Below are 19,091 nucleotides of genomic sequence, written 5' to 3' on the forward strand. Positions count from 1 at the left end.
CGGCGGTGGGGGCCCCTCCCGCTCGAGCGAAGTCGAGAGTGGGGGAGCGTGCCGGGCGTCGCGACGGGGCGAACGTTGCCTGCCGCGGCACTAGTTCCGGTGGAAGGCGTCGCCGCCCGTTGCGTGGTCGCGAAACTCGTCCAAGGCGATTCCGGTCACTGTGAGATCGGCGAAGGCGGACAGCAACGGAGCTCCCTCAGGTGCGTCGTTCGCGTCCTTCCACAGCTGGTCGGAGGCACGCAACTGCTCCTTGTACAGGTCCCTTATGCGGCCCACGTCGTAGGACTGTCGCATTGCGATGCTCGTCTCGCGTGCGTCCTCGGCGCTCAGGCGGTTGATGTCGTCGTGAGAGAGAGGCCGGCCTGCATGCTCAATAGCCGCGCCGAGGCGCTTCATCTCGTGAAGGACGTGCAGATGGCGGTCGTACCGCACCCTTGCGAGGTGCTCAGGCGCATAGTCCCGACCGTTGATCGAGCACTCGAGTTCGAGTTCGCGCATGGTTCTGCCTTTCTCGGGAGCCGCCGATCGGTCCGGGGGGCCCTGCTCGGCACGGCGGAGCAGCGGCTCCCGAAGGCGTCGGCGGCCCTGCTGTCGGTGGTGGGACGGTCAGGCGGCGGTGCGTTCGCCGGCGGGGCGTCGGCGGAGGCGGGTCTGCTGGAGAGCGGGCGGCAGGTAGGCCTGGTCGAGCGTGCCGACGTCGCTGCCGGGCGGGACGATCTCGTCGATCCGGTCCAGGATGTCGTCGGTGAGTGCGACGTCGGCGCCGGAGAGGAGGTCTTCGAGGTGGCTCATCGTGCGCGGCCCGATGATCGCGCTGGTCACGCCGGGATGGGCGATCGTGAACGCCATGGCGAGGTGGGTCAGTGGCAGTCCCGCTTCCTCGGCTAGTGAGATGAACTGCTCGACGGTGTCGAGGCGGCGTTCGTCGTTGAGGTGCTGGAAGAAGCCGGCGCGGCGGAGTTCGTTCTGCCCGCCCTTGCGGACGCGTCCAGTGAGCAGTCCCTGCCCGAGGGGACCCCACACCAGCGTGCCCATCCCGTAGCGCTGCGCCGTCGGCAGCACCTCGCGTTCGATGCCGCGGTTGAGCAGCGAGTACGGCGGCTGCTCGGTGTGGAAGCGTTCCAGCCCGCGCCGCTCGGCGGCCCATTGGGCTTCGACGATGTCGGACGCCGGCATCGTGGACGTCCCGATCGCCCGGACCTTCCCGCTGTGGATCAGGTCGGAGAGTGCGGACAGTGTTTCCTCGATGTCAGTGGTGGGATCAGGCCGGTGGATCTGGTAGAGGTCGATGTGGTCGGTCCCCAGGCGGCGCAGCGAGTTCTCGACCGCGGTCACGATCCAGCGCCGCGAGGCGCCCTGCTGATTGGGGTCGTCGCCCATCGGCATGCTCACCTTGGTCGCCAGGACGACACTGTCCCGGCGCCCCTTGAGTGCCCTGCCGACGACTTCCTCGGAGTCGCGGTAGGCATCGGCGGTGTCGATGAGATTGATTCCCGCGTCCAGCGCCTTGTGGATGATGCGGGCCGAGTCGTCGGGGTCGGGGTTGCCGACCGACGTGGCGAACATCAAAGCGCCGAGCGCATAAGGGCTGACCTTGATGCCGGTGCGGCCGAGCGTGCGGTACTGCATGCGAACCTTGCCTTTCCTCGCAAAAGTGTCCGGTGCTCGTCTCGTCGCAACCTGCGGGAGGACACCGCCGGTGCGCCGAGCCGGCCTCCAGCCTGTGACGGTGCGGGAGTCGGCGGAAGAGACGCCCTTATCCGGGGACGGGCGGTCCCTGGCTGCGCCCGGCCGTTCCGGGCATGGTTGACGAGTGGACAGAACCGAACTGGGCGACTTCCTGCGCCACTGCCGTACCCGCCTCGCCCCCGCCGACGTGGGGCTGTCGCAGGGCGCGCGGCGCCGCACCCCTGGACTGCGCCGCGAAGAGGTGGCACAACTGGCGGGCATGTCCAGCGACCACTACACACGGCTGGAGCAGGCCAGGGGCTCGCGCCCGTCCCGCCAGATGCTCGCCGCCGTCGCCCGCGCGCTGCGGCTGTCCGGCGACGAACGCGACCACCTCTTCCATCTGGCCGGCGAGGAACCCCCACGGGGCAGGCCGGCCACCGAGCATGTCCGCCCCGGCCTGCTCCTCGTCCTCGACCGGCTGACCGACACTCCCGCCCAGTTGGTGAGCGACCGCGGCGACATCCTCGCGCAGAACGCGATGGCCAAGGCGCTCCACGGTGACGCGTCCGCCCGCCCCGAGGCGGAGCGCAACGTCGCCTGGCGCTACTTCACGGACCCGTCCGCGCGGGAACTCTTCCCGGCCGAGGACCGTGACCGCGCCGCCCGCGCGGCGGTGGCGGATCTGCGCGCCACACTCGCCCGCCGCCCGGACGACGCGCGGCTGGCGGGGCTCGTACGCCGGCTCCGCGCCCGCAGCGAGGAGTTCGCGGCGCTGTGGGCCACCCACGATGTCGCCGTGCGCCGTACCGACGTCAAGCGCTTCCTGCATCCGGTCGTCGGCCTGCTGGAGTTGGACTGCGAGGTACTGCTCAGCCCGGAGCACGACCAGCGGCTGATCGTCTACACCGCCCGCCCGGGCAGCGAGTCCCACGAGCGGCTGGAACTGCTACGCGTGGTCGGCCTCCAGGACCTGACCCGCAGCTGAACCACTACGCCGGCTCCGCCGACGCCCACAGCAGCGACACAGCCCCGGCCCCCGCGGCCGGCCGCCAGCACGGCCCCCGCCATGGCGGCCTCCCCACGTCGGGCCATGACGCGGGTCCTTGCCCAGTACACGCGCGAGGCCGCGGAGGCGGGCCGGTGCTCGTAGTCGCGCACGAGCCGCCGGTGCAGTATCAAGATCCCGTAGGTCTGCTCCACGCTCCACCGCTTCGGCTGCGGCACGAAGCCGGCATCCCGCGGGTTCCGCTCGACGATCACATCGATCCCGAGTGAGGCGCCGTGGTCGACCACGGCCGTCTTGAATCCCCGGTCGACCAGTGCCTTGCGGACCGTGACTGCATGCTCGGAGACCCGGTCGCGAACCCTCGGTGACGGTGTCTCGGGTTACAGCAGCGGTCTGACAACCGCCCGGGCGAGGGCCTCGGCGTGGGAGCGTGGGGCGGCGTCAGCGTCCGTGCCCTGGGCGTAGTAGCGCAGGAACGCCTCCTGGAAGCACGCGCCGATCAGCAGGGCCGCGGACGAATCCGGGTCTGCGCCCCCGGCGATGCGCCCGAGGTCTTGCTCGGCCCGCAGGTAGGCGGCGAAGCCGGAGACCGCTTTCTCGGGGCCGCCGCCGTGCCGACTCATAGCCACCCGGTGGGCCGCCATACGCTCCGGGTCCGCCAGGAGCGCGCCCAGCATCGGGATCGACCGCTGGTAGAAGTCCAGAACCGCGTGGGCAAGTTCGGCGAGGTTCTCCTCGATGTCGCCCTCGCCCGGGCGGACCGAGACGCGGGACAGGCCGGGCACTCGTTCCTCGAGGACGGCGAGCAGCAGCCGCTCCTTGTCCCCGAAGTACTTGTACAGGGTGGGCTCCGACACGCCTGTTGCCTGCGCAATCTCCTTGGTCGTGGCGTGCACGACGCCGCGGGTCCGCAGGATTTCCGCAGCCGCGTCGAGGATCCGCTCCCGTGTGCTCATGGCCTTCCTCCCTTCGCCGTTTGACAGGTTAGTGAACACTAGCGCACTCTGTGGGCTAGTGTTCACTAACCTCGTTTGGACTGGAGGGTCAGCATGCGTATCACCGTTGTCGGCGCCACTGGTGGCACAGGGAAGCACCTCGTGCGGCAAGCGCTGGACACTGGTCATCACGTCACCGCGGTCGTGCGGAACGCGGCCCGACTGCGGCAGGTCGGCCAACCGCGGCTCGACGTCGTGACCGCCGACGTCATGGATCCCGAGGCGATTGCGGAGGCGGTGGCCGGACAGGACGCCGTCGTATCGACCCTGGGCCCCCGAGCCAAGGGCGATACCTCGGTGTGCAGCGACGGCGCTCGCGCAATCATCACCGCGATGCGGGCCACCGGCACCCGCCGCCTGATCGTCGTCACGGCGAGCGGCCACATCGTCGACGACGGTGACGGGCCGTTCACCCGGACCGTGGTCAAGCCCATGCTGCGGCGGTACCTGCGGGACGGTTTCGCCGACTTCGCCCGTACCGACCAAGCCGTCCAGTCCAGCGGCCTGGACTGGACGATCATGCGACCGCCGCGCCTCACCGACGGCAAAGCCCGCCCCTACCGCACCGCCATCGATCGCAACGTGCGCGGGGGCATCACCCTCGCCCGGGCCGACCTCGCCCACGCCATCCTCGCCACGCTGACCGACCCGGCCACCTCTGGCCACACCATCGCCCTGGGATACTGACCAGGAACCAGCGGCCTGCTGCCCCCGAAGCGCCTGCGACGACCGCATCATCGCGCGCGTCGACAGAGCAACTGGTGCGCCCTTCACCGAGCATGGCCGTCCGGCCGATTCCCTCCTGCGCAAGCGGACACGTTGCTGCCGGGACTCCCCGGAACGACTCTCAGCCGCTTCTGGCAACTCTTTGAAGCCGTCGACAACACCCTCACCTGACTCGCGGTTGCCAGCTCGGCCTCCGGAGCCATCTGGAGACGACCCCCACACCCGGGCGTGATGCGTACGGGCAGAACGGCAGGGGGGAGAGGTTCCGTATCGCAGCTGGGCGGCGGCGCAAGGTGGGTGCGGTACGGCAGATCGGCGGACGGATCGCTCCGGAGCACCGCAACGGTGTTATGAGCCAGGTCGTCGCCTCCCGGTCTCCGTGCCCGGTGTGAGGGTCGGGCAAGCTGCGCGTCACCACGAACTGCCAGGAGTGCGAGGTGTGCCGACAGGCGAAAGAGGGCTCTCCTGCCGCATGTGTGGGTGCCTTGACCTGGGGGAGCCGTTCGAAAAGGTCGCAGATGCCCTCGGTCTTCAGTGCGGTCTGGTCGTGCTGCTGGGGTCGTGTCCCCGGTCGTGGTGTAGCCGATCACGGTCCGCCGCTTCCGCTGTGGAGCCGTCCGGTACGTGCCGCTGCCGGCCGTCGCGCGATCACCGCCGGTCCCGGACCGGCGAGCTTCAACAGGACCTCCGGCGAGGACGATTCGGGCCGCAACCTGGAGATTCCGTCAGCTTGATCGGCTACACCGCTCGGCGGGACGCCATCCGTGCCGGCGGCCGGGCCGGATACCAGTCGCGCGTCCAGCAGCGTCGTGACCAGGCGGTAGCCGTCGTCGGCACCCCAGCTGAAGACGCTCAGTGACACACTCGCCACACCTCGCACCGGCGTCACCCCGAGGCGTACGAATGGCTGCCGTTCTATACGGGCGGTGCGAGGGGAACGCCGACCGGGTACCGGTCGAGGTTGTGGAGGAGTTTGGCGCGCAGCGGGGCCGCCTTGGGGTGGCCGAGTTCGTTGAAGATGCTCAGGGCTTGGTTCCAGGCTTTGTGGGCGGCGGTGGGGTTGGCGGCGGTGTGTTGGGTGTCGCCGCAGTCGGCGAGGCTGGTGGCTTCGTGGTAGCGGTCGCCGGTTTCGCGGAACAGGTGTATGGCTTGGCGGTAGCAGTCGAGGGCTTGTCCGTACTGGCCGAGGTGGTGGTGGATGTAGCCGAGGCTGTCCCAGGCGTAGGCCTGGCCATCGAGGTCTTGGGTCTCTTCGGCCAGGGCAAGGGCCTGTCGGCAATGAGTGAGGGCCTGCCAGTGGTTGCCGAGTCTGGCGTGATAGCGGCCGATGTGGTTGAGGGCTATGGCCTGTCCGCCCGGGTTGTCGGCGGTCCGGTAGTGCGTGAGGGCCTGGTGGGCGTGGCCGAGTGCCTGATGGTAGTGGCCCTGGTTCAGGGAGATCCGGCTGAGTTCCTGGTGGATGCGGGCCTGGCCGGCGTGGTCGCCGAGTTGGCTGAACAGGTCCAGCGCGATCGCGTAGTGGGTGTGGGCGTCGTCGGGGTGGTCGAGCCGGGACTGGATGAATCCGAGTCCGCGGTGGGCGTGGGCCTGTCCGATGCGGTCGTTCTGGCGTTGTGCGGCGTCCAGGGCGGCGGTCTGGGCCGCGGCCAGCGCGGGCCAGTTTCCTTGGCGGTCGAGGAAGGTGGTGAGGGTTGCGGCGAGTTGCCAGACGTGGGTGTCGAAGCCGGTGGGGGTCTGCTTGAGGGCGGACAGGAGTACGGGGTGCTCGGCGGTGAGCCAGGTGAGTGCCTGGTGGTGGTCGGTGGGTTCCTCGGGGAAGGCGCCGGGCCGGGCCGGGGCAAGAGCGATGGGGTCTCGTGTGCAGGTCAGCAGCGAGTCGGCAGTGTGGGCGGTGTGCAGGTAGTGGTCGAGCATCCGGTGTGCCGCCGATCGCCGGGTTGTGTCGCTGTCGTGCGTGGTGACCAGTTCGGTGGCGTAGGCACGGAGCAGGTCGTGGAAGATGTACCGGCCCGGGGTGTGCTCGGTGAGCAGGTTGCCGCGGGTCAGCTCGGTCACCAGAGCGCGGGCGCGGACCTGCGGCACACCGGCCAGGGCGGCGACTGCAGGCAGGGCGGTGTCGGGTCCGGGGTGGAGGCCGAGGAGCCGGAAGAGCCGGGCGGCGTCGGTGTTCAGTGCTTGGTAGGACCAGGAGAACACGGATCGTACCTGGGTGGCCGGGTCCCCGCCGTCCAGGGCGTCTAGGCAGCTGTCAGCTTCGCGCAGTTCTTGCGCGAGGGTGGTGAGCGGGATGCGGGGCTGGGCGGCGGCGCGCGCTGCCACGATCGCCAGCGCCAGCGGCAGTCCGGCGCACCGGGTGACGATCTCGTTTGCGGCGGCGGGTTCGGCGGCCGTGCGGTGGGGGCCGAGACGGCCGGTCAGCAGGTCCCGGGCCTGGCCGGGGGTGAGCAGGTCCACGGACAGCAGGTGGGCGCCCTCGGTCGCGGCCAGGCCGGTAAGACGGTTGCGGCTGGTGACCAGTGCCAGACAGCCGGGGGCGCCGGGCAGCAGCGGGCGGACCTGTTCGGCGTCGCGCGCGTTGTCCAGCACCACCAGCACCCGTCGGCCGGCCAGCAGACTCCGGTACAGGCCCACCTGCGCTTCCAGGGCGTTCGGGATGCGGGCCGGAGGCACTCCGAAGGCGTCCAGGAAGCCCCGTACCGCCTCGGCCGGGCCCAGCACCAAACCGCCGGCGTCGAATCCGCGCAGGTTCACATACAACTGCCCGTCGGGGAAGGCTTCCCGTACCCGGTGAGCCCAGTGCACGGCCAGTGCGGTCTTGCCCACCCCGGCGGTGCCCGACACAGCCGATATGACCACCGCGGCAGGCGGCACCGGACCGGCCTCGGCGCACAGGAGGTCGTCGAGCTGGGCGAGTTCACTGTCGCGGCCGGTGAAGGCCGCGACGGACAGCGGCAGTTGAGCGGGGACCGTGCGCTGCATCGCCTGTGTTCCGGGCAGCGGGGCGAGGGCGGTGTCCTGCCGCAGGACGGCGGTCTGGATGTCCCGCAGCGCCGGCCCGGGGCCGGTGCCCAGTTCCCGGGCCAGCTGGCCGCGGATGCGGTGGTAGTGCTCGAGGGCTTCGGCGGAACGGCCGCTGCGGTGCAGTGCGAGCATCAGCTGGCCGGCCAGACGTTCGTCCAGCGGGTGCGCCGTGGCGCGGGCCGACAGCTCGGGCAGCAGCGCGGCGTGCTGTCCCAGGCGTAATCGCAGGTCGTTCAGATCCAGTTGGGCCGCGATCTGTTCCTGGACCAGTGTGTCGCGCAGGGCGTTGATCCAGGGAGTGTCCAGGGTGGCGAAGGGCTCCGCGCGCCACAGTCGCAAGGCCTGTTCGAACAGGGCCGCGGCGCGGGTGTCGTCGTCGGTGGCGCGGGCCTGTGCGACCAGGCGGCGGAAGGAGTGCATGTCCACAGTCACGGTGCCGGCGGTGGTCAGGACGTAGCCGCCCCGCTGCCGCGCGATGACCGCCTCGCCGGTGGCGGCCAGGGCCTGTCTCAGCCGCGAGAGGTAGCTGTGCAAGGTGGTACGGGCCTGACGGGGAGGATGGTCCCCCCAGACCTGGTCGATCAGCTGATCGGTCGTCACCGGATGGTCGACGTCCACCAGCAGCACCGCCAGCACACCCCGCTGGCGGGTATGGCCCAACACCACGGGTCGGCCGTCGACGAAAGCCTCGACGCTGCCCAGCACACCGAATTCCACCGTCATCCTGACCGCACTCCCCGAGGCTGGACACCGCACACCTGTTCTTACCCGCTCCGGATGGCCGATTCAACGATTGTCCAATGTTTGTCCCTGACCGGCCTGCCACCTTGGTGCGAGACAGCAAGTGCTCCGGAGGAATCATCTCGCTCGGCTGCCAAGCCGGGGCGCCCGCACAGTTCCATCCCGGACCGGTGGAGAAGTATCGACCCGATTCCATCGGAATGCGGGCGATCAACTCGAAGCGGGGTTTCCTTCCCACCGAAAGGAACCAGAAATGATTGCAGGGAAGATGCGAAGCGGAATGGCTGTCATGACGGGGGCTTTCTTGATCGGCGCTGGCACAGTTGCCGCCGCGACGGGGGCCAGTGCCACCGTCCCGGCCTCGGGGTCCACAGTGGAGGCCTCCGCCCGTGTCGCGGCTCCCGCAGCCGCGACCAGCTACCACGAGATCGTGAATCTCGCCTACAACCAGTGCATTGAAGCGCCAGGAGGGGCCCTCAACGTAAGACTCCGGCTGGCCGACTGCAACGGCTCCAGCACCCAGAAGTGGGCGTTCGTGGCGGCGTCCACGGCGAACACCTACTACATCGTCAACCAGGCCGGCGGCTACTGCATGGAAGTCAACAACGGCACTGCCGACCCCGGAGAGACCGTCGACGTGTACACCTGCAACGGGACGGCTTCCGAGCGATGGGTGCAGAGTTTCCGCGTCGTCAACGCGGTTGTCTATCAACAGTTCACGCACGAGGGAACCACTATGTGCCTCGACACGGTCAGCGGTCCCGGCAGCCAACTCATGCAGTGGAACTGCGACCCGAACAACGACGCGCAGACCTGGCTCGTGAAGTAGTCATCGCCGACGCCAGGCGGGATACGCACCGCACGCAGTTCCTGATGGTCAAGGCTGTCGAGCGTGGTTGCCCACGACGTCATGGGTTCGGGCGCCGTTGATCCGGGACCTGTTGGGGTGCCCGCGCTACTCCCGACCGGCCTGAAGGCGTCGGGATCCTTCGCGCAGCCCTCCTGGAAGGCGGTGAGGGTGGGCCACCACAGTTGGCGGGCGCCGACGAGGCGGCGATGGACCGTCAGCAGGTCACCCTGGTCCGGATCGACGAGGCCACCGCGCGGCTGCGCTTCAAGCTTCCGCTCTGCGCGGCCCCCGCTACGGGGAGGCAGTGGGCCTGGCACGTCCTGGACATCCGCCTGCCCGCCACCGTCGACAACGATGCGGTGCTGCACACCCCGACCCTGCGCCCCACCTGCACGGGCCGCATCGTCGTCGGCCTGCCCCGCTCGCGCCCGGCACCCGCCCTCAAGGCCACCAGTCACACCGTGGGGACCGAGGCGGGTGGGACGGACGGGGAGTCGGATTCGGCGTCCGGCTAACGACGGGGCGGTCTCCCGGCCGGGCGGCGACGGCGGTGGGACACGAGCGGGCGCGGACCCCGCTGTGGACACGGTGACGGGAGCCGTCCGCTTGTTGATCGCATATCAGTACGTATTAGGGGGAGCGGAGTTGAACGAGGGACGTGGAGCGACAGCACCGAAGAGCGGGGCGTTGTCGGCGGGCCGGCCGAATTGGCTTTCCTGGCCCGACTCCCGTGCGGTGTCCTCGCCGGATGTCGGCCGGCGGGGTGTGCTCGATGGCGCTTTCAGGCTCTTGGGGGCGGTGAAGCGGGCCGGCGAGGCGGGGCTCACCACGCTGGCCTCGGAGAGCGGGCTGCCCAAGACAACCGCGTACCGGCTGCTGGAGCAACTGGTCGAGCTCGGGGCGGTGGAGCGGTGCAGTGCCGGTTACCACATGGGGCCGCGGACGTTCCAGCTCGGGCAGGGATGGCAGCCGCATCGCAGGCTGTGGTCCGCCGCGCGGGAACCGGTCCGTCGACTGGTGGGTGCCACGGGCGCGACAGTGGGGATCAATGTGCTGCGGGACGGACAGACCTTGGTGGTCGCCTCCGTGCCGGGCCAGGCCGGGGCCCTCACTCCACCGCAGAACAGCCTGACCTGGCCCTGGTTCACGGCGGCGGGCAAGGTGCTGGTGGCGGGGATGCGTCCGGCCCTGCCGCCGGACGCGCTCCCCGCGTCCTGGCCGCGGGAGGCGGCCGCCATCCGGGAACGTGGTGTCGCCTTCGACCGGGAGGAAGTGGCGGCGGGCGTGTGCTGCGTGGCGGTGCCGTTGTACGACGACGGAGCCCCGGTGGCATCACTGTCCGTCATCGTCGATCCCTCGCACCGCCTGGAACGGCTCGCCGACATCGCCCAGTTGACCGGTAGGGCGATCAGTGCCGGGCTGCACGGACGGTAGACCGCGGTCGGCCACGAACCCGGCCGTCGCCCGGGGCGAGCAGGCTCGCCGACCCGTCAGGTGGGCAGCCCCTGGTGAGCCGCGACGGTCAGGACTCCCGAGATCCGAACGGCTCAATAATCGGACGGGTGGCGTGTCGCTGGGTGGCAGGATGCCGTGTCGTGGCAGATGACAGCTCCGGTACTTTTCAGGCAGGCCAAACGGGACTCATAGTGAAGAGCCCGGAGGTGGAATGTGCGGTCCGTGGATGGCGTGAACGGCTTGATCCCTCAGCGCAAGCCGGTGTTCCAGCACATGTGACCGTGCTCTTCCCGTTCCTCGAAGAGAGCCGCATAGACGCTCTCGTCTACTCGGCCATCGCCGACACCCTGAACAGCCACCGGGCCTTCGACCTGCGATTCGAGAGGTGCGGACATCTCCCCGAGGTCCTGTATCTCGTCCCGGAACCGGACACGCAGTTGCGGCAGCTCACCCAAGCGATCGCTGATCGGTGGCCAGAGAATCCGCCGTATGGTGGCCAGTTCGCCGAAGTGATCCCGCATCTCACCATTGCCCAGGGTAAAGGGCCCGCCGTTCTGGAGGAGGTCGAAGCCGACGTCCTGGGCAATCTCCCCATCACTGCTCATGTCTCGTCGGTCGAACTGATCGTTCACGACGGCACGAAGTGGCAGGAACGGGCGTCCTTCGCACTCCGAAAATGACGAAGTGGAACGGTGCCTCTCGTCAGTGCGGTGCGCTTCGCTGTCCGCCATGGATCTCACGCAAGCGACCGTCAACGATCTGCTGGCCCAACTCGGCCCGGGCGACGGCTGCATCTACCTGCCCAGCTACCCGGACCCGCGGGAAGCTGACCGACCTCCTCGCCGACAGGTACGGCGCCCCGCGCGCCCTTGTCCTCGACGGCTTCACCGATCCGACAGTTGATGAGTCTCGGGGCGCGGCTCTCCTCGCCCCTTCGAGGACTGGGCCGTGAGTGTTGTCCGGCTGCGCGAGCAGCGCCCGTTGCGGAATCGGCTGGTCATCGCCGTGAGCGAGGCGGGAGGATGTGGCGCATGGCTTCCTCAAACGTGTTCGCGGAACAGCTGAAAATCCAATCCCTAGGACAACGCCGTGCCTTCTGCCCGCATCAGGAATGTGCGGTCGGCGTTGCCATGACACTGAGGGACCGACGCACGGTTCACCCGCACGTCTCCGGCAATCTGGGCGTCACGAGCACCGGCCTTTTCGTGTGTGAGGAACTTTGGACCTGCGACCTGTGTAGCCGGGCGATTGTCGAGCTCGTTGGGTACGAGGGGCTGACTCCGGGTGGGTCGGTTGCGGATGCCGATGCTTCCGAGGAGAGATGGCGTCGCCAGCTGTGGCCGGAGCCGGCGCCACGCGAACTTTCCCCTGACGCCCCGGAGATGGTGCGCACCCTGTACGCCGAGGCGTCGAGGGCCGAGAACGCTCACGGCTTCCGTCTGGCCGGGGTCGGCTACCGGGCGGTGGTCGAGGAGATCTGCAAGGACCAGGGTGCGACCGCGTACAACCTGCACGGAAAGATCAAGGAACTGGCCGACCGGGGCCTGCCACAGGACGTTGTGGATGCGATGCACGAGGCCCGCGTAGTCGGCAACGACAGTGTCCACCACAACGTCGAGTACGCGGCCGACGAAATTGCCGACCTTGCGGAGATCATCGCGGAGGCCGTCGAGATCCTCTACGTCGAGCCGGCGAAGCGTAAGCGCATGGCCGCCGCCCGCAAGGCCCGTAGCGACGCGGCCAAGGCACCGCGGCCGTGACCCCGTGGACTCCGGACACGCTCCCCATGTCCAGGTTCCACGGGAGCGGTCAAATCCGTTGAACGGGGCGGCTCATGTCAGACAGTCAGAATGCAGTCGAACCGGTCACCCGCAGAAGCTACGCCCAGGACTGGGCGAGCTGGACGAAGTTCTGCGCCGCCTCCGGGGTGCCCGTGCTCGCTGTCACCCCGGGCACCCTGGTGATGTTCGTCGAGTGGCTGTGGACCCAGCCCGGCGGGAAGAAGGGGATCTTCACCGCGCCGTCGACCATCGACCGACGGATCTCCGGCACCGTGGTGTCCGCCCGCGCCGCCCACGACGTGCAGATGGAGGACGGCGTCGCCCGGCTCGCGCGCAACCGCGTCAAGCAGCCGGCGAAGGAGATGGAGGAGAACGGGGAGACCCGCGGCCGGGGCCGGGCCCCGCCGCTGCTCGTCGAGCACCTGGTGAAGATGACATGGCCGGCGGCGATCCTGCTCTCGTACTCGCCCTGCTCGTCAACCACGGGCAGGAAGTGCTCTACATACCGGGCCGCGTGGTCAACCGGGGCAGCGACGGCTACCGAGGCGAGGGCAAACGCCATACCCAGGCCGTGATCGTCCTTGCCCGCCGCAGGGTCAACGTCCTGTGGGCTCTGATCCGGGACAGCCCTTAGTTCGGGCGATCATCGGACCGCCACAGCCAGCGCAAGGCATCGGGTAGCAGGACGCCACCATGGTTGGGGCTGTGGCCGCCATCACCCAGGACGAGGCGGAAGTCGTAGCCGGCTTCTGCGAGCGCTGCGGCGACCCGCAAGTTGGAGGCCAGCCAGTTCGCTTCGGGCTCGTTCCAGCGCAGGTCACGATGGCCCGCCTGCAGGAAAATCCGCAGCGGCTTGCGGGGAGCGCGGGGAATGACTTCGGGGTACGGGTTGCCGTCCGGCATCTGCGCGAAGCTGGACAGGTACCCGATGACGCGGCGGAACCTGTCCGGGCGTAGCCACGCCGCGGTGAAGGCGCAGTTGCCGCCGCTGCTGCCACCGCAGATGCCCCACTGATTCGGGTCCTCGGCGATCGAGTAGTGCTTCCTGACCTCGGGGATGATCTCGTTCAGGAGGAAGCCGGCATACGAACCGTCGTATGCGTCGTACTCGGTGTTGCGGTTCTTCGGATCCTCAGCGTCGGGGAAGACGCCAGGGTCGACGAACACGCCGATGGTGACCGGGATGTCCCCGCGGTGGACGAGGTTGTCCAGGACTATCGCGCCGCGGACCTCCCCTCCGGGGTCCAGGTACCACCATCCGTCCTGGAACACCATCAGCGACGCCGGTTCGGCGGGGTCGTACCGCGCGGGCACATGGACCCAGAACTTCCGTGACGTGCCCGGGTAGGTCGCGCTGTCGTTCCAGTCAAACTCGATCGTCTCCCCGACGGGCACGTCCGGCTGTGGAGCCGAGTCGGGGCCGTGGGCGTAGCGAACGTCCGACTGGTCGACCGGAATCGGCTGGTAGGGCACCTCGATCGTCACGCGGGCCAACATAGGAGAGATCGCGACCGTCTCAAAGGGGTTTAAGGACCCACCCCGGACGGCTTCACTTCTCCATTGGGAAGCCACCGCGGTCTCGGCTTCGGTGCCGGGTCCGGGCGAGGCGTGCTGTCAGTGCCCGGGTTCAGAGGCTGGTGAGCAGTTGCAGGCGCTCGGCGCTGGGTGAGCCCTGGTCGGCGTGGTAGACGACGAGGAGCTGCTGTGCCTCTGGCCTGAGGAGCTTCTCATAGCGCAGTTCCAGCTGCCCGACCAAGGGATGGTTGAACCGCGTGTGGCCGGCGGCGCGGCGGCGCACTTCTCGTCTGGCCCACAGCGTGCGGAAGCGTTCGCTGGCGACCGTCAGCTCGCCGATGGTCTCCAGGAGTTCGGGATCGGCGTCGTCGATGCCGAGGGTCGCGCGAAGTCCGGAGACGGCTTTGGCAGTCACGTCGTCCCACTGGGGATAGAGGCTGCGCATCTCGGGCTCGAGGAACACGGCTCGCAGAGGGTTGCTCCCCACGGCGAAGAACGGACACAGGGCCACGGCCAGGCGGTTGGCGGCGACGACGCGGCCGGCTGTCCCCTGGGCGTAGGCGGGTGTGAGAGGCCAGCTGTCGAGCAGGGGCTGGAGGTCGGCTTGGCCCGTCCGGGAGCGGGGACGGCGTCGCCGGGCCGGGGGCGTGGGGTGGGCGAGGCGGTGCAGGTAGGCGGCGGCGTCGTCGTCGAGTTGCAGCGCCGCGGCCAGGCTTTCGAGGATCTGGTCGGAGGGGTGCTGGTTGCGGCCCTGCTCCAGGCGCAGGTAGTACTCGGGGCTGATGCCGGCGAGGTGGGCGACCTCCTCCCGGCGCAGTCCCGGGACACGGCGGCGCTCTCCGGCGGGCAGGCCGGCCTGCTGGGGGCTGAGCTGTTCCCGCCGGGCCCGCAGGAAGTGGCCGAGGGTGTCCGCCATGTCGTTCATCCTTCGACGTTAGTCGGCGAGCAGGCTGAGCCGCACCAGACTGCGTGCACTCGCGACGACACTCTCCTCGTTCGAGCGCGGTGCCCAGCCCAGTTGCTCACGGGCCTTGGCGTTGCCGGCCCGGCGGACCACGCCCAGCTGCGGCACCGTCTCGCGCAGCTGCGGGCTGACCGTGGACAGCAGCCGCAGCAGCCAGGCGGGGGCCGACCGGGTGGGGGCTTTCGCGGCCGCTTCGCCCAGCCGGGAGCGAAGAGCGAGCGCGATCTGCTCGAATGAGATCGGTTCGCCGGCCAATGCCAGGTACCGCTGCCCGGCGGCAGCCGGCGAGGTCATCGCCTTGATGTGCAGGTCGGCGACGTCCCGGACGTCGACGGTGTTGGTCCAGATCGGCGGCGCGGCGCGCATGGCGCCGGTGAGCATCGCGTGGATGATGCGGATCGAGCTGGAGTAGTCGGGACCGAGTACCGGACCGAAGATCCCGACCGGGTTGATCGTGGTGAGTTCCAGGCCGTTGCCCTCGGCGGCGATGAAATCCCACGCCGCGCGCTCGGCGACAGCCTTCGACTTGACGTAGGGGGTCACGCCGGGCCCGTCCAGGCTCGTCCAGTCGGCTTCCGAGAAGACCCGGTCCGTCGGGCCGTGGCCGTAGCCGACCGCGGCGAACGAGGACGTCAGGACCACCCGCCTGACGTCGGCGTCCCGCGCGGCCCGCAGCACCCGCAGCGCACCGTCGCGGGCCGGGGCGATCAGTTCGTTCTCGTCCTTCGGACGGGAGCCGGGGAACGGCGAAGCGATGTGCAGAACATAGTCAGCCCCCTCTGCGGCCCGGTCCCAGCCGGCGTCGGAGGCCAGGTCCGCCTCGACGTAGGAGACCCCCTCCCGCCCCGGCGCCTCAGCCACGGAGAGCATCTTTTCGACGTCGGGTTGCCGCTTCAGCGAGCGCAGCGTGGTCGTGACCTTGTGCCCCGACGCCAAGAGCCGCGCGATCGTGTGGGAGCCCAGGAAGCCGGTCCCACCGGTAACGAGTACGTGTGCCATGACGACAGCATCACCGTGCACGACCGCTCGGTTCCAGATCCTGCTGTTACTGGTACCCGCGGGGACAGGCATGACGGCCGCGTCGTCAGAAGAGATCTCCAAACCGAGGGATACGGCTACTGCTCGAACTTCCGCGCACATCAGCCTCGTTCGGGTGATCGCTCCGCAGTCGGCGCATAGGAGAAGGGCCTCATAAGGAGGAGGCCGGCAGCCCTTCGTCCTCGGCGGTACGCCGGCGCAAGTGGCACGCCGCGTCGCGGTGGCAGTTCTGCATGATGACCTGCCGCAGGGCCTCGGCCTGCGGGCCGGGCCGGTGATCCGGCCCGTGGCGGAGGTGTTCGAGCAGCCGACAGACGGCAGTTCCCCTGTCGCCCGGCCCCGCATGGCCGGGGCCGGGCGAGGGTCTGGTTCAGCTGGCCCGGTAGCGGGAGGCGAGAGCGGGGCTCTGGCCGGCGAACGCGGCGAGGTCGGCCTGGAAGACGGCGTCGAGCAGGCCGGCATCCTCGACGCCGGGGGCGCAGACGACCTCGCCGAGTTCGAGGCCGCGCAGACCGGCGGTGACGACGTCCTCGGCGCTCATGCGGGGCACGACGCTCATGTCGAGGCCCTGGCGGGTGTGGAACTCGGTGGCCACCACGCCCGGGCACAGCACCTGGACCTGGACGCCGGTTTCCTCCAGTTCGGCGCTGAGGGTCTGGGACATGGCGACGAGGTGGGCCAGGCTGCCGGCGTAGACGGCGCGGCGGGGCATGACGGACTTGTCGGCGGGGCCGCTGAAGGCGATCATCCCGGCCACGTTGATGATTTGTCCCTCGCCGCGTTCCTGCATGCCGGCGACGGCGGCGCGGGTGAGCATGGTCGGTGCGACGACCTTGACGTGGACGAGCTCGCGGGCCTTGTCGGCGGGCAGCTGGGCCAGCGGCATGTAGTGAGCCACGCCTGCGTTGTTGACGAGCATGGTCAGCGGCTCGGTGCCGCAGATGTCGGCGACGGTGTCGACGCCGATGTCGGTGGACAGGTCCGCGGCGACGGTGCGGACCTTGACATCGGGGTGGGCGGTGGCGAACTCCTCCAGGCGGTCCTTGTTGCGGCCGACGACGATCAGGTCGTAGCCGTCGGCGGCGAGGCGTTCGGCGAAGGCCTTGCCGATGCCGGAGGTGGCGCCGGTGACGAGGGCGAGCTTGCTCATGGGAGTGTTTCCTTTCAGAGGGTGGCCGAAGCGGCCGGGGTGGGGTCCTGGCGGAGCCAGGCGTGTTCGGCGCGGTACTGGGCTGCGACGGCCTCGGGCCGGTCGTCGCCGAGGTGGTGGTCGCCGACCGGGTAGCCCTTGCGGTTCAGGTACCAGGCCAGGAACCGGTAGGAGGGCCTGTAGCGGGCCAGCTCGTCCGGGTCGACGGTGAGCCGGGCGCCCGGCAGAACGGGGACAAGGGTGTCCTTCTCGTAGACCGAGGTGATCCGGGCGATGCGCCACAGGCCGTCGGTGCCGCGCTCGGCCCGGTACTGCGAGCGGCAGGCGGAGGCCAGATCCGCCTCCGTGCCGTCGACGTCGATGCGCCACTCGATGATCAGCGGCAGTTCGGCCAGGGCCCGGTCACCGTGGACGCGGACGGCAGGCGGGCTGAGCCGGTGCACCGCGTAGTCGCCGCGCCCGGCCATGGCGCGGGTCCGGCGGACGAACTCGGCCCCGCTGCCGGTGAACCAGCTCATCTGGACCACGGAGTCGTCGGCGAAGCAGGCCGCCATCTCGTCGTACCAGCCGCGGTCCCGGCTCTGGCGTTCGCGCAGCACCAGCTGCGTCACGTCATCGGCCGACATAGGGGCCTCCTTGTATGAAGTGAAGGCGGTCGCGGTTCAGGCACTCAGGCGGTGCACGAGCTGCGTGAGCCCGTGTGCGCCGGCCAGGCCGCGCTCGGTGACCGGGGTGGAGTCGATTCCGGCCTGGCGCATGGTCTGGTCGAACAGCTGCATGTCGAGGGCCTCGACGGCGGAGAGGTGGTCGACGTTGTCGGGCCGCACCATGGTGTTCAGCAGGGACAGGGCCGCGCTGGCGGCGCTGCCCAGCTTCAGGACCTCCACCAGCCGGGCGGGGTCCAGCTCAAGCCGGGTGGCCAGTTCGACGATGTCGGCGATCGCGGCCTGGTTCATCATCAGCAGCGCGTTGTTGAACAGCTTCGCCGTCTGACCCGCCCCGGCGTCACCGAGGTGCACCATATGGCGGGAGAACGAGCGGAACACCGGCGTGCAGCGTTCGGCCGCGAACTGCGGACCGCCGACCATCACGGTCAGCCGGCGCTCCTCCGCCGCCGGGCGGCCGCCGCTGACCGGCGCGTCCAGCACCTCAACGCCGCCCTTCGCGCACAGCTCGGTCAGGCGGACGGCGTTGCCGGGCAGGCCGGTGCCATGGTTGACCACGATGGCGCCGGGACGAAGGTCTTCGAGTAGCCGATCGGCAAGCTGCAGGACGTCGTCGTCGGTGCCCACGCACAAGCAGACGATGTCGCAGGCGGCGGCCAGCTCACCGAGCGTGTCGTGCCGCTGGTGGGGGACCTCGGCGAGGCCGTCCAGGGAGGTGGGGCGCCGGGCCCAGGCGTGCAGGGGGAAGCCGGCTTCGGAGATCGCGGTGGCCATGGGCAGGCCCTGGTCACCCAGCCCGATGAACCCTACGACGGGTCGTTCAGGGAATCGTGCTCGTGTCATGCCTCCACGGTCGGCGAGGACCCTGCGACCAGCCAGTAGACCGGATTTCCTGGGAATGGCAGTACCAGGCTGGTCATCGACTCCGCCGACTACATCATCCGGCTGGAACTCCGGCGGCAGCCGTCCGGCTCGGGTCGGGGTGGCCGGCCCGTGCAGGGCCGTCCGGAACACCTCGGTGAACAGTGCCGGGTGGCGATCGCCATCATGGGGATATGACCAACCCGAACATGGCCACCGGCAGTATCTGGCGGCTCCACCACGGCGACCAGGAGATCGCCCGGTTGACCGTGACCGGCGCCGACATGCCCTGGACTCACGCCGAGGTCGAGACACTTCCTGGCTTCGAAGACTTCCGGCTCCTCTTCACTGAGCAGGAGCGGGCTGTCGACGAGGAGGACTGGGAGCGGGCCGACGCCTGCTACACCCAGATCCGCAGTGCGCTTACCCTGACGTTTCCCGACGGCAGCCGGGTTGCTGAGTTCATGCTGCACATCCACGACGACGGCACTGCCGGCTGGCGCTGGCACGACGAGCCCTTCGACGCGGAGAACCAGTGAAGCGCCGCGTTCGCTGCTCTGGGACGAGGAAGCCGTCTGGTTCCACTTCAAGCTGGATCCCGATGGCTACGTGATCCGTGATCCGTGATCCGTGATCCGGCAAGGCGAGTTTC

General features: G+C 69.5%; 19 protein-coding genes and 1 pseudogene. 9 read left to right on the forward strand and 11 right to left on the reverse strand.

The features are described from left to right. Positions 1-90: 90 nt before the first annotated feature. Positions 91-498: a hypothetical protein gene (locus ABT057_RS42530; RefSeq protein ID WP_352349521.1), complete on the reverse strand. Its 408-nt coding sequence runs from the start codon at positions 496-498 to the stop codon at positions 91-93. A 108-nt stretch (positions 499-606) separates the two neighbouring features. Next, positions 607-1,629 (reverse strand): aldo/keto reductase, encoded by a 1,023-nt coding sequence (locus tag ABT057_RS42535; RefSeq protein WP_352349523.1) that lies wholly within the window; start codon positions 1,627-1,629, stop codon positions 607-609. Positions 1,630-1,813: 184 nt separating this feature from the next. On the opposite strand from ABT057_RS42535, the gene ABT057_RS42540 reads away from it, so the two are divergent. Beyond that, positions 1,814-2,656 carry a helix-turn-helix transcriptional regulator gene (locus ABT057_RS42540; protein ID WP_352349525.1) on the forward strand — a complete coding sequence of 281 codons (843 nt, stop codon included), beginning with the start codon at positions 1,814-1,816 and terminating at the stop codon, positions 2,654-2,656. Between the two features lie 95 nt (positions 2,657-2,751). Here ABT057_RS42540 and ABT057_RS42545 read toward each other — a convergent pair. Then, positions 2,752-3,006: pseudogene (locus ABT057_RS42545) on the reverse strand (IS5/IS1182 family transposase); the annotation flags it as partial. A gap of 51 nt (positions 3,007-3,057) precedes the next feature. Beyond that, complete coding sequence (locus ABT057_RS42550; protein WP_352349527.1) at positions 3,058-3,633, reverse strand: TetR/AcrR family transcriptional regulator; 576 nt, start codon at positions 3,631-3,633, stop codon at positions 3,058-3,060. A gap of 93 nt (positions 3,634-3,726) precedes the next feature. Between ABT057_RS42550 and ABT057_RS42555 the strand changes: the two genes are divergently transcribed. Next, positions 3,727-4,359 carry an NAD(P)-dependent oxidoreductase gene (locus ABT057_RS42555; protein WP_352349529.1) on the forward strand — a complete coding sequence of 211 codons (633 nt, stop codon included), beginning with the start codon at positions 3,727-3,729 and terminating at the stop codon, positions 4,357-4,359. Between the two features lie 954 nt (positions 4,360-5,313). Here the strand turns inward: ABT057_RS42555 and ABT057_RS42560 are convergent. Further along, positions 5,314-8,142 (reverse strand): AfsR/SARP family transcriptional regulator, encoded by a 2,829-nt coding sequence (locus tag ABT057_RS42560; RefSeq protein ID WP_352349531.1) that lies wholly within the window; start codon positions 8,140-8,142, stop codon positions 5,314-5,316. A gap of 307 nt (positions 8,143-8,449) precedes the next feature. Here ABT057_RS42560 and ABT057_RS42565 point away from each other — a divergent pair, with 307 nt between their 5' ends. The 6 genes from ABT057_RS42565 (at position 8,450) to ABT057_RS49310 (ending at position 12,821) form a co-directional block, all read left to right on the forward strand. Next, on the forward strand, positions 8,450-8,989 hold the full coding sequence (locus ABT057_RS42565) for an RICIN domain-containing protein (protein WP_352349533.1): 540 nt from the start codon (positions 8,450-8,452) through the stop codon (positions 8,987-8,989). A gap of 203 nt (positions 8,990-9,192) precedes the next feature. After that, positions 9,193-9,525 (forward strand): hypothetical protein, encoded by a 333-nt coding sequence (locus ABT057_RS42570; protein WP_352349535.1) that lies wholly within the window; start codon positions 9,193-9,195, stop codon positions 9,523-9,525. Positions 9,526-9,775: 250 nt separating this feature from the next. Continuing rightward, positions 9,776-10,444 (forward strand): IclR family transcriptional regulator, encoded by a 669-nt coding sequence (locus ABT057_RS42575; RefSeq protein ID WP_352349651.1) that lies wholly within the window; start codon positions 9,776-9,778, stop codon positions 10,442-10,444. Positions 10,445-10,671: 227 nt separating this feature from the next. After that, entirely contained in the window at positions 10,672-11,145 is a 474-nt protein-coding gene (locus tag ABT057_RS42580) for a 2'-5' RNA ligase family protein (RefSeq protein ID WP_352349653.1), read from the forward strand. 351 nt (positions 11,146-11,496) lie between these two features. Next, positions 11,497-12,225 (forward strand): DUF4145 domain-containing protein, encoded by a 729-nt coding sequence (locus tag ABT057_RS42585; protein WP_352349537.1) that lies wholly within the window; start codon positions 11,497-11,499, stop codon positions 12,223-12,225. A 74-nt stretch (positions 12,226-12,299) separates the two neighbouring features. Then, positions 12,300-12,821 carry a hypothetical protein gene (locus ABT057_RS49310; RefSeq protein ID WP_502974063.1) on the forward strand — a complete coding sequence of 174 codons (522 nt, stop codon included), beginning with the start codon at positions 12,300-12,302 and terminating at the stop codon, positions 12,819-12,821. 55 nt (positions 12,822-12,876) lie between these two features. Here ABT057_RS49310 and ABT057_RS42595 read toward each other — a convergent pair whose 3' ends face one another. The 6 genes from ABT057_RS42595 to ABT057_RS42620 all read right to left on the reverse strand — a co-directional run bounded on the left by ABT057_RS42595 (position 12,877) and on the right by ABT057_RS42620 (position 18,421). Beyond that, the gene (locus tag ABT057_RS42595) at positions 12,877-13,731 is read right to left on the reverse strand and encodes an alpha/beta hydrolase (protein WP_352349539.1); all 855 of its coding nucleotides are present in this window, start codon (positions 13,729-13,731) and stop codon (positions 12,877-12,879) included. Positions 13,732-13,873: 142 nt separating this feature from the next. Beyond that, on the reverse strand, positions 13,874-14,686 hold the full coding sequence (locus tag ABT057_RS42600) for a helix-turn-helix domain-containing protein (protein ID WP_352349541.1): 813 nt from the start codon (positions 14,684-14,686) through the stop codon (positions 13,874-13,876). Between the two features lie 9 nt (positions 14,687-14,695). Beyond that, the gene (locus tag ABT057_RS42605; protein ID WP_352349543.1) at positions 14,696-15,724 is read right to left on the reverse strand and encodes an SDR family oxidoreductase; all 1,029 of its coding nucleotides are present in this window, start codon (positions 15,722-15,724) and stop codon (positions 14,696-14,698) included. A 409-nt stretch (positions 15,725-16,133) separates the two neighbouring features. After that, positions 16,134-16,913, reverse strand: a complete 780-nt coding sequence (locus tag ABT057_RS42610) for an SDR family NAD(P)-dependent oxidoreductase (protein WP_352349545.1) — start codon at positions 16,911-16,913, stop codon at positions 16,134-16,136. Between the two features lie 14 nt (positions 16,914-16,927). Then, a complete protein-coding gene (locus ABT057_RS42615; protein WP_352349547.1) occupies positions 16,928-17,539 on the reverse strand; it encodes a nuclear transport factor 2 family protein in 612 nt (203 codons plus the stop codon). A gap of 36 nt (positions 17,540-17,575) precedes the next feature. Continuing rightward, complete coding sequence (locus tag ABT057_RS42620; RefSeq protein WP_352349549.1) at positions 17,576-18,421, reverse strand: NAD(P)-dependent oxidoreductase; 846 nt, start codon at positions 18,419-18,421, stop codon at positions 17,576-17,578. A gap of 212 nt (positions 18,422-18,633) precedes the next feature. On the opposite strand from ABT057_RS42620, the gene ABT057_RS42625 reads away from it, so the two are divergent. Continuing rightward, complete coding sequence (locus ABT057_RS42625; RefSeq protein WP_352349551.1) at positions 18,634-18,978, forward strand: hypothetical protein; 345 nt, start codon at positions 18,634-18,636, stop codon at positions 18,976-18,978. Positions 18,979-19,091: the final 113 nt, after the last annotated feature.

Origin of the sequence: Streptomyces sp. NPDC002588 (assembly GCF_040295925.1) — a bacterium.
In the GTDB taxonomy this organism is placed as follows: domain Bacteria; phylum Actinomycetota; class Actinomycetes; order Streptomycetales; family Streptomycetaceae; genus Streptomyces.

Coding starts and splice junctions, on each gene's coding strand:
- ABT057_RS42530 (WP_352349521.1), bottom strand. CDS start 498: ATGCGCGAACTCGAACTCGAGTGCTCGATCAACGGTCGGGACTATGCG.
- ABT057_RS42535 (WP_352349523.1), bottom strand. CDS start 1,629: ATGCAGTACCGCACGCTCGGCCGCACCGGCATCAAGGTCAGCCCTTAT.
- ABT057_RS42550 (WP_352349527.1), bottom strand. CDS start 3,633: ATGAGCACACGGGAGCGGATCCTCGACGCGGCTGCGGAAATCCTGCGG.
- ABT057_RS42555 (WP_352349529.1), top strand. CDS start 3,727: ATGCGTATCACCGTTGTCGGCGCCACTGGTGGCACAGGGAAGCACCTC.
- ABT057_RS42560 (WP_352349531.1), bottom strand. CDS start 8,142: ATGACGGTGGAATTCGGTGTGCTGGGCAGCGTCGAGGCTTTCGTCGAC.
- ABT057_RS42565 (WP_352349533.1), top strand. CDS start 8,450: ATGACGGGGGCTTTCTTGATCGGCGCTGGCACAGTTGCCGCCGCGACG.
- ABT057_RS42585 (WP_352349537.1), top strand. CDS start 11,497: ATGGCTTCCTCAAACGTGTTCGCGGAACAGCTGAAAATCCAATCCCTA.
- ABT057_RS49310 (WP_502974063.1), top strand. CDS start 12,300: ATGTCAGACAGTCAGAATGCAGTCGAACCGGTCACCCGCAGAAGCTAC.
- ABT057_RS42600 (WP_352349541.1), bottom strand. CDS start 14,686: ATGAACGACATGGCGGACACCCTCGGCCACTTCCTGCGGGCCCGGCGG.
- ABT057_RS42605 (WP_352349543.1), bottom strand. CDS start 15,724: ATGGCACACGTACTCGTTACCGGTGGGACCGGCTTCCTGGGCTCCCAC.
- ABT057_RS42610 (WP_352349545.1), bottom strand. CDS start 16,913: ATGAGCAAGCTCGCCCTCGTCACCGGCGCCACCTCCGGCATCGGCAAG.
- ABT057_RS42615 (WP_352349547.1), bottom strand. CDS start 17,539: ATGTCGGCCGATGACGTGACGCAGCTGGTGCTGCGCGAACGCCAGAGC.
- ABT057_RS42620 (WP_352349549.1), bottom strand. CDS start 18,421: ATGACACGAGCACGATTCCCTGAACGACCCGTCGTAGGGTTCATCGGG.
- ABT057_RS42625 (WP_352349551.1), top strand. CDS start 18,634: ATGACCAACCCGAACATGGCCACCGGCAGTATCTGGCGGCTCCACCAC.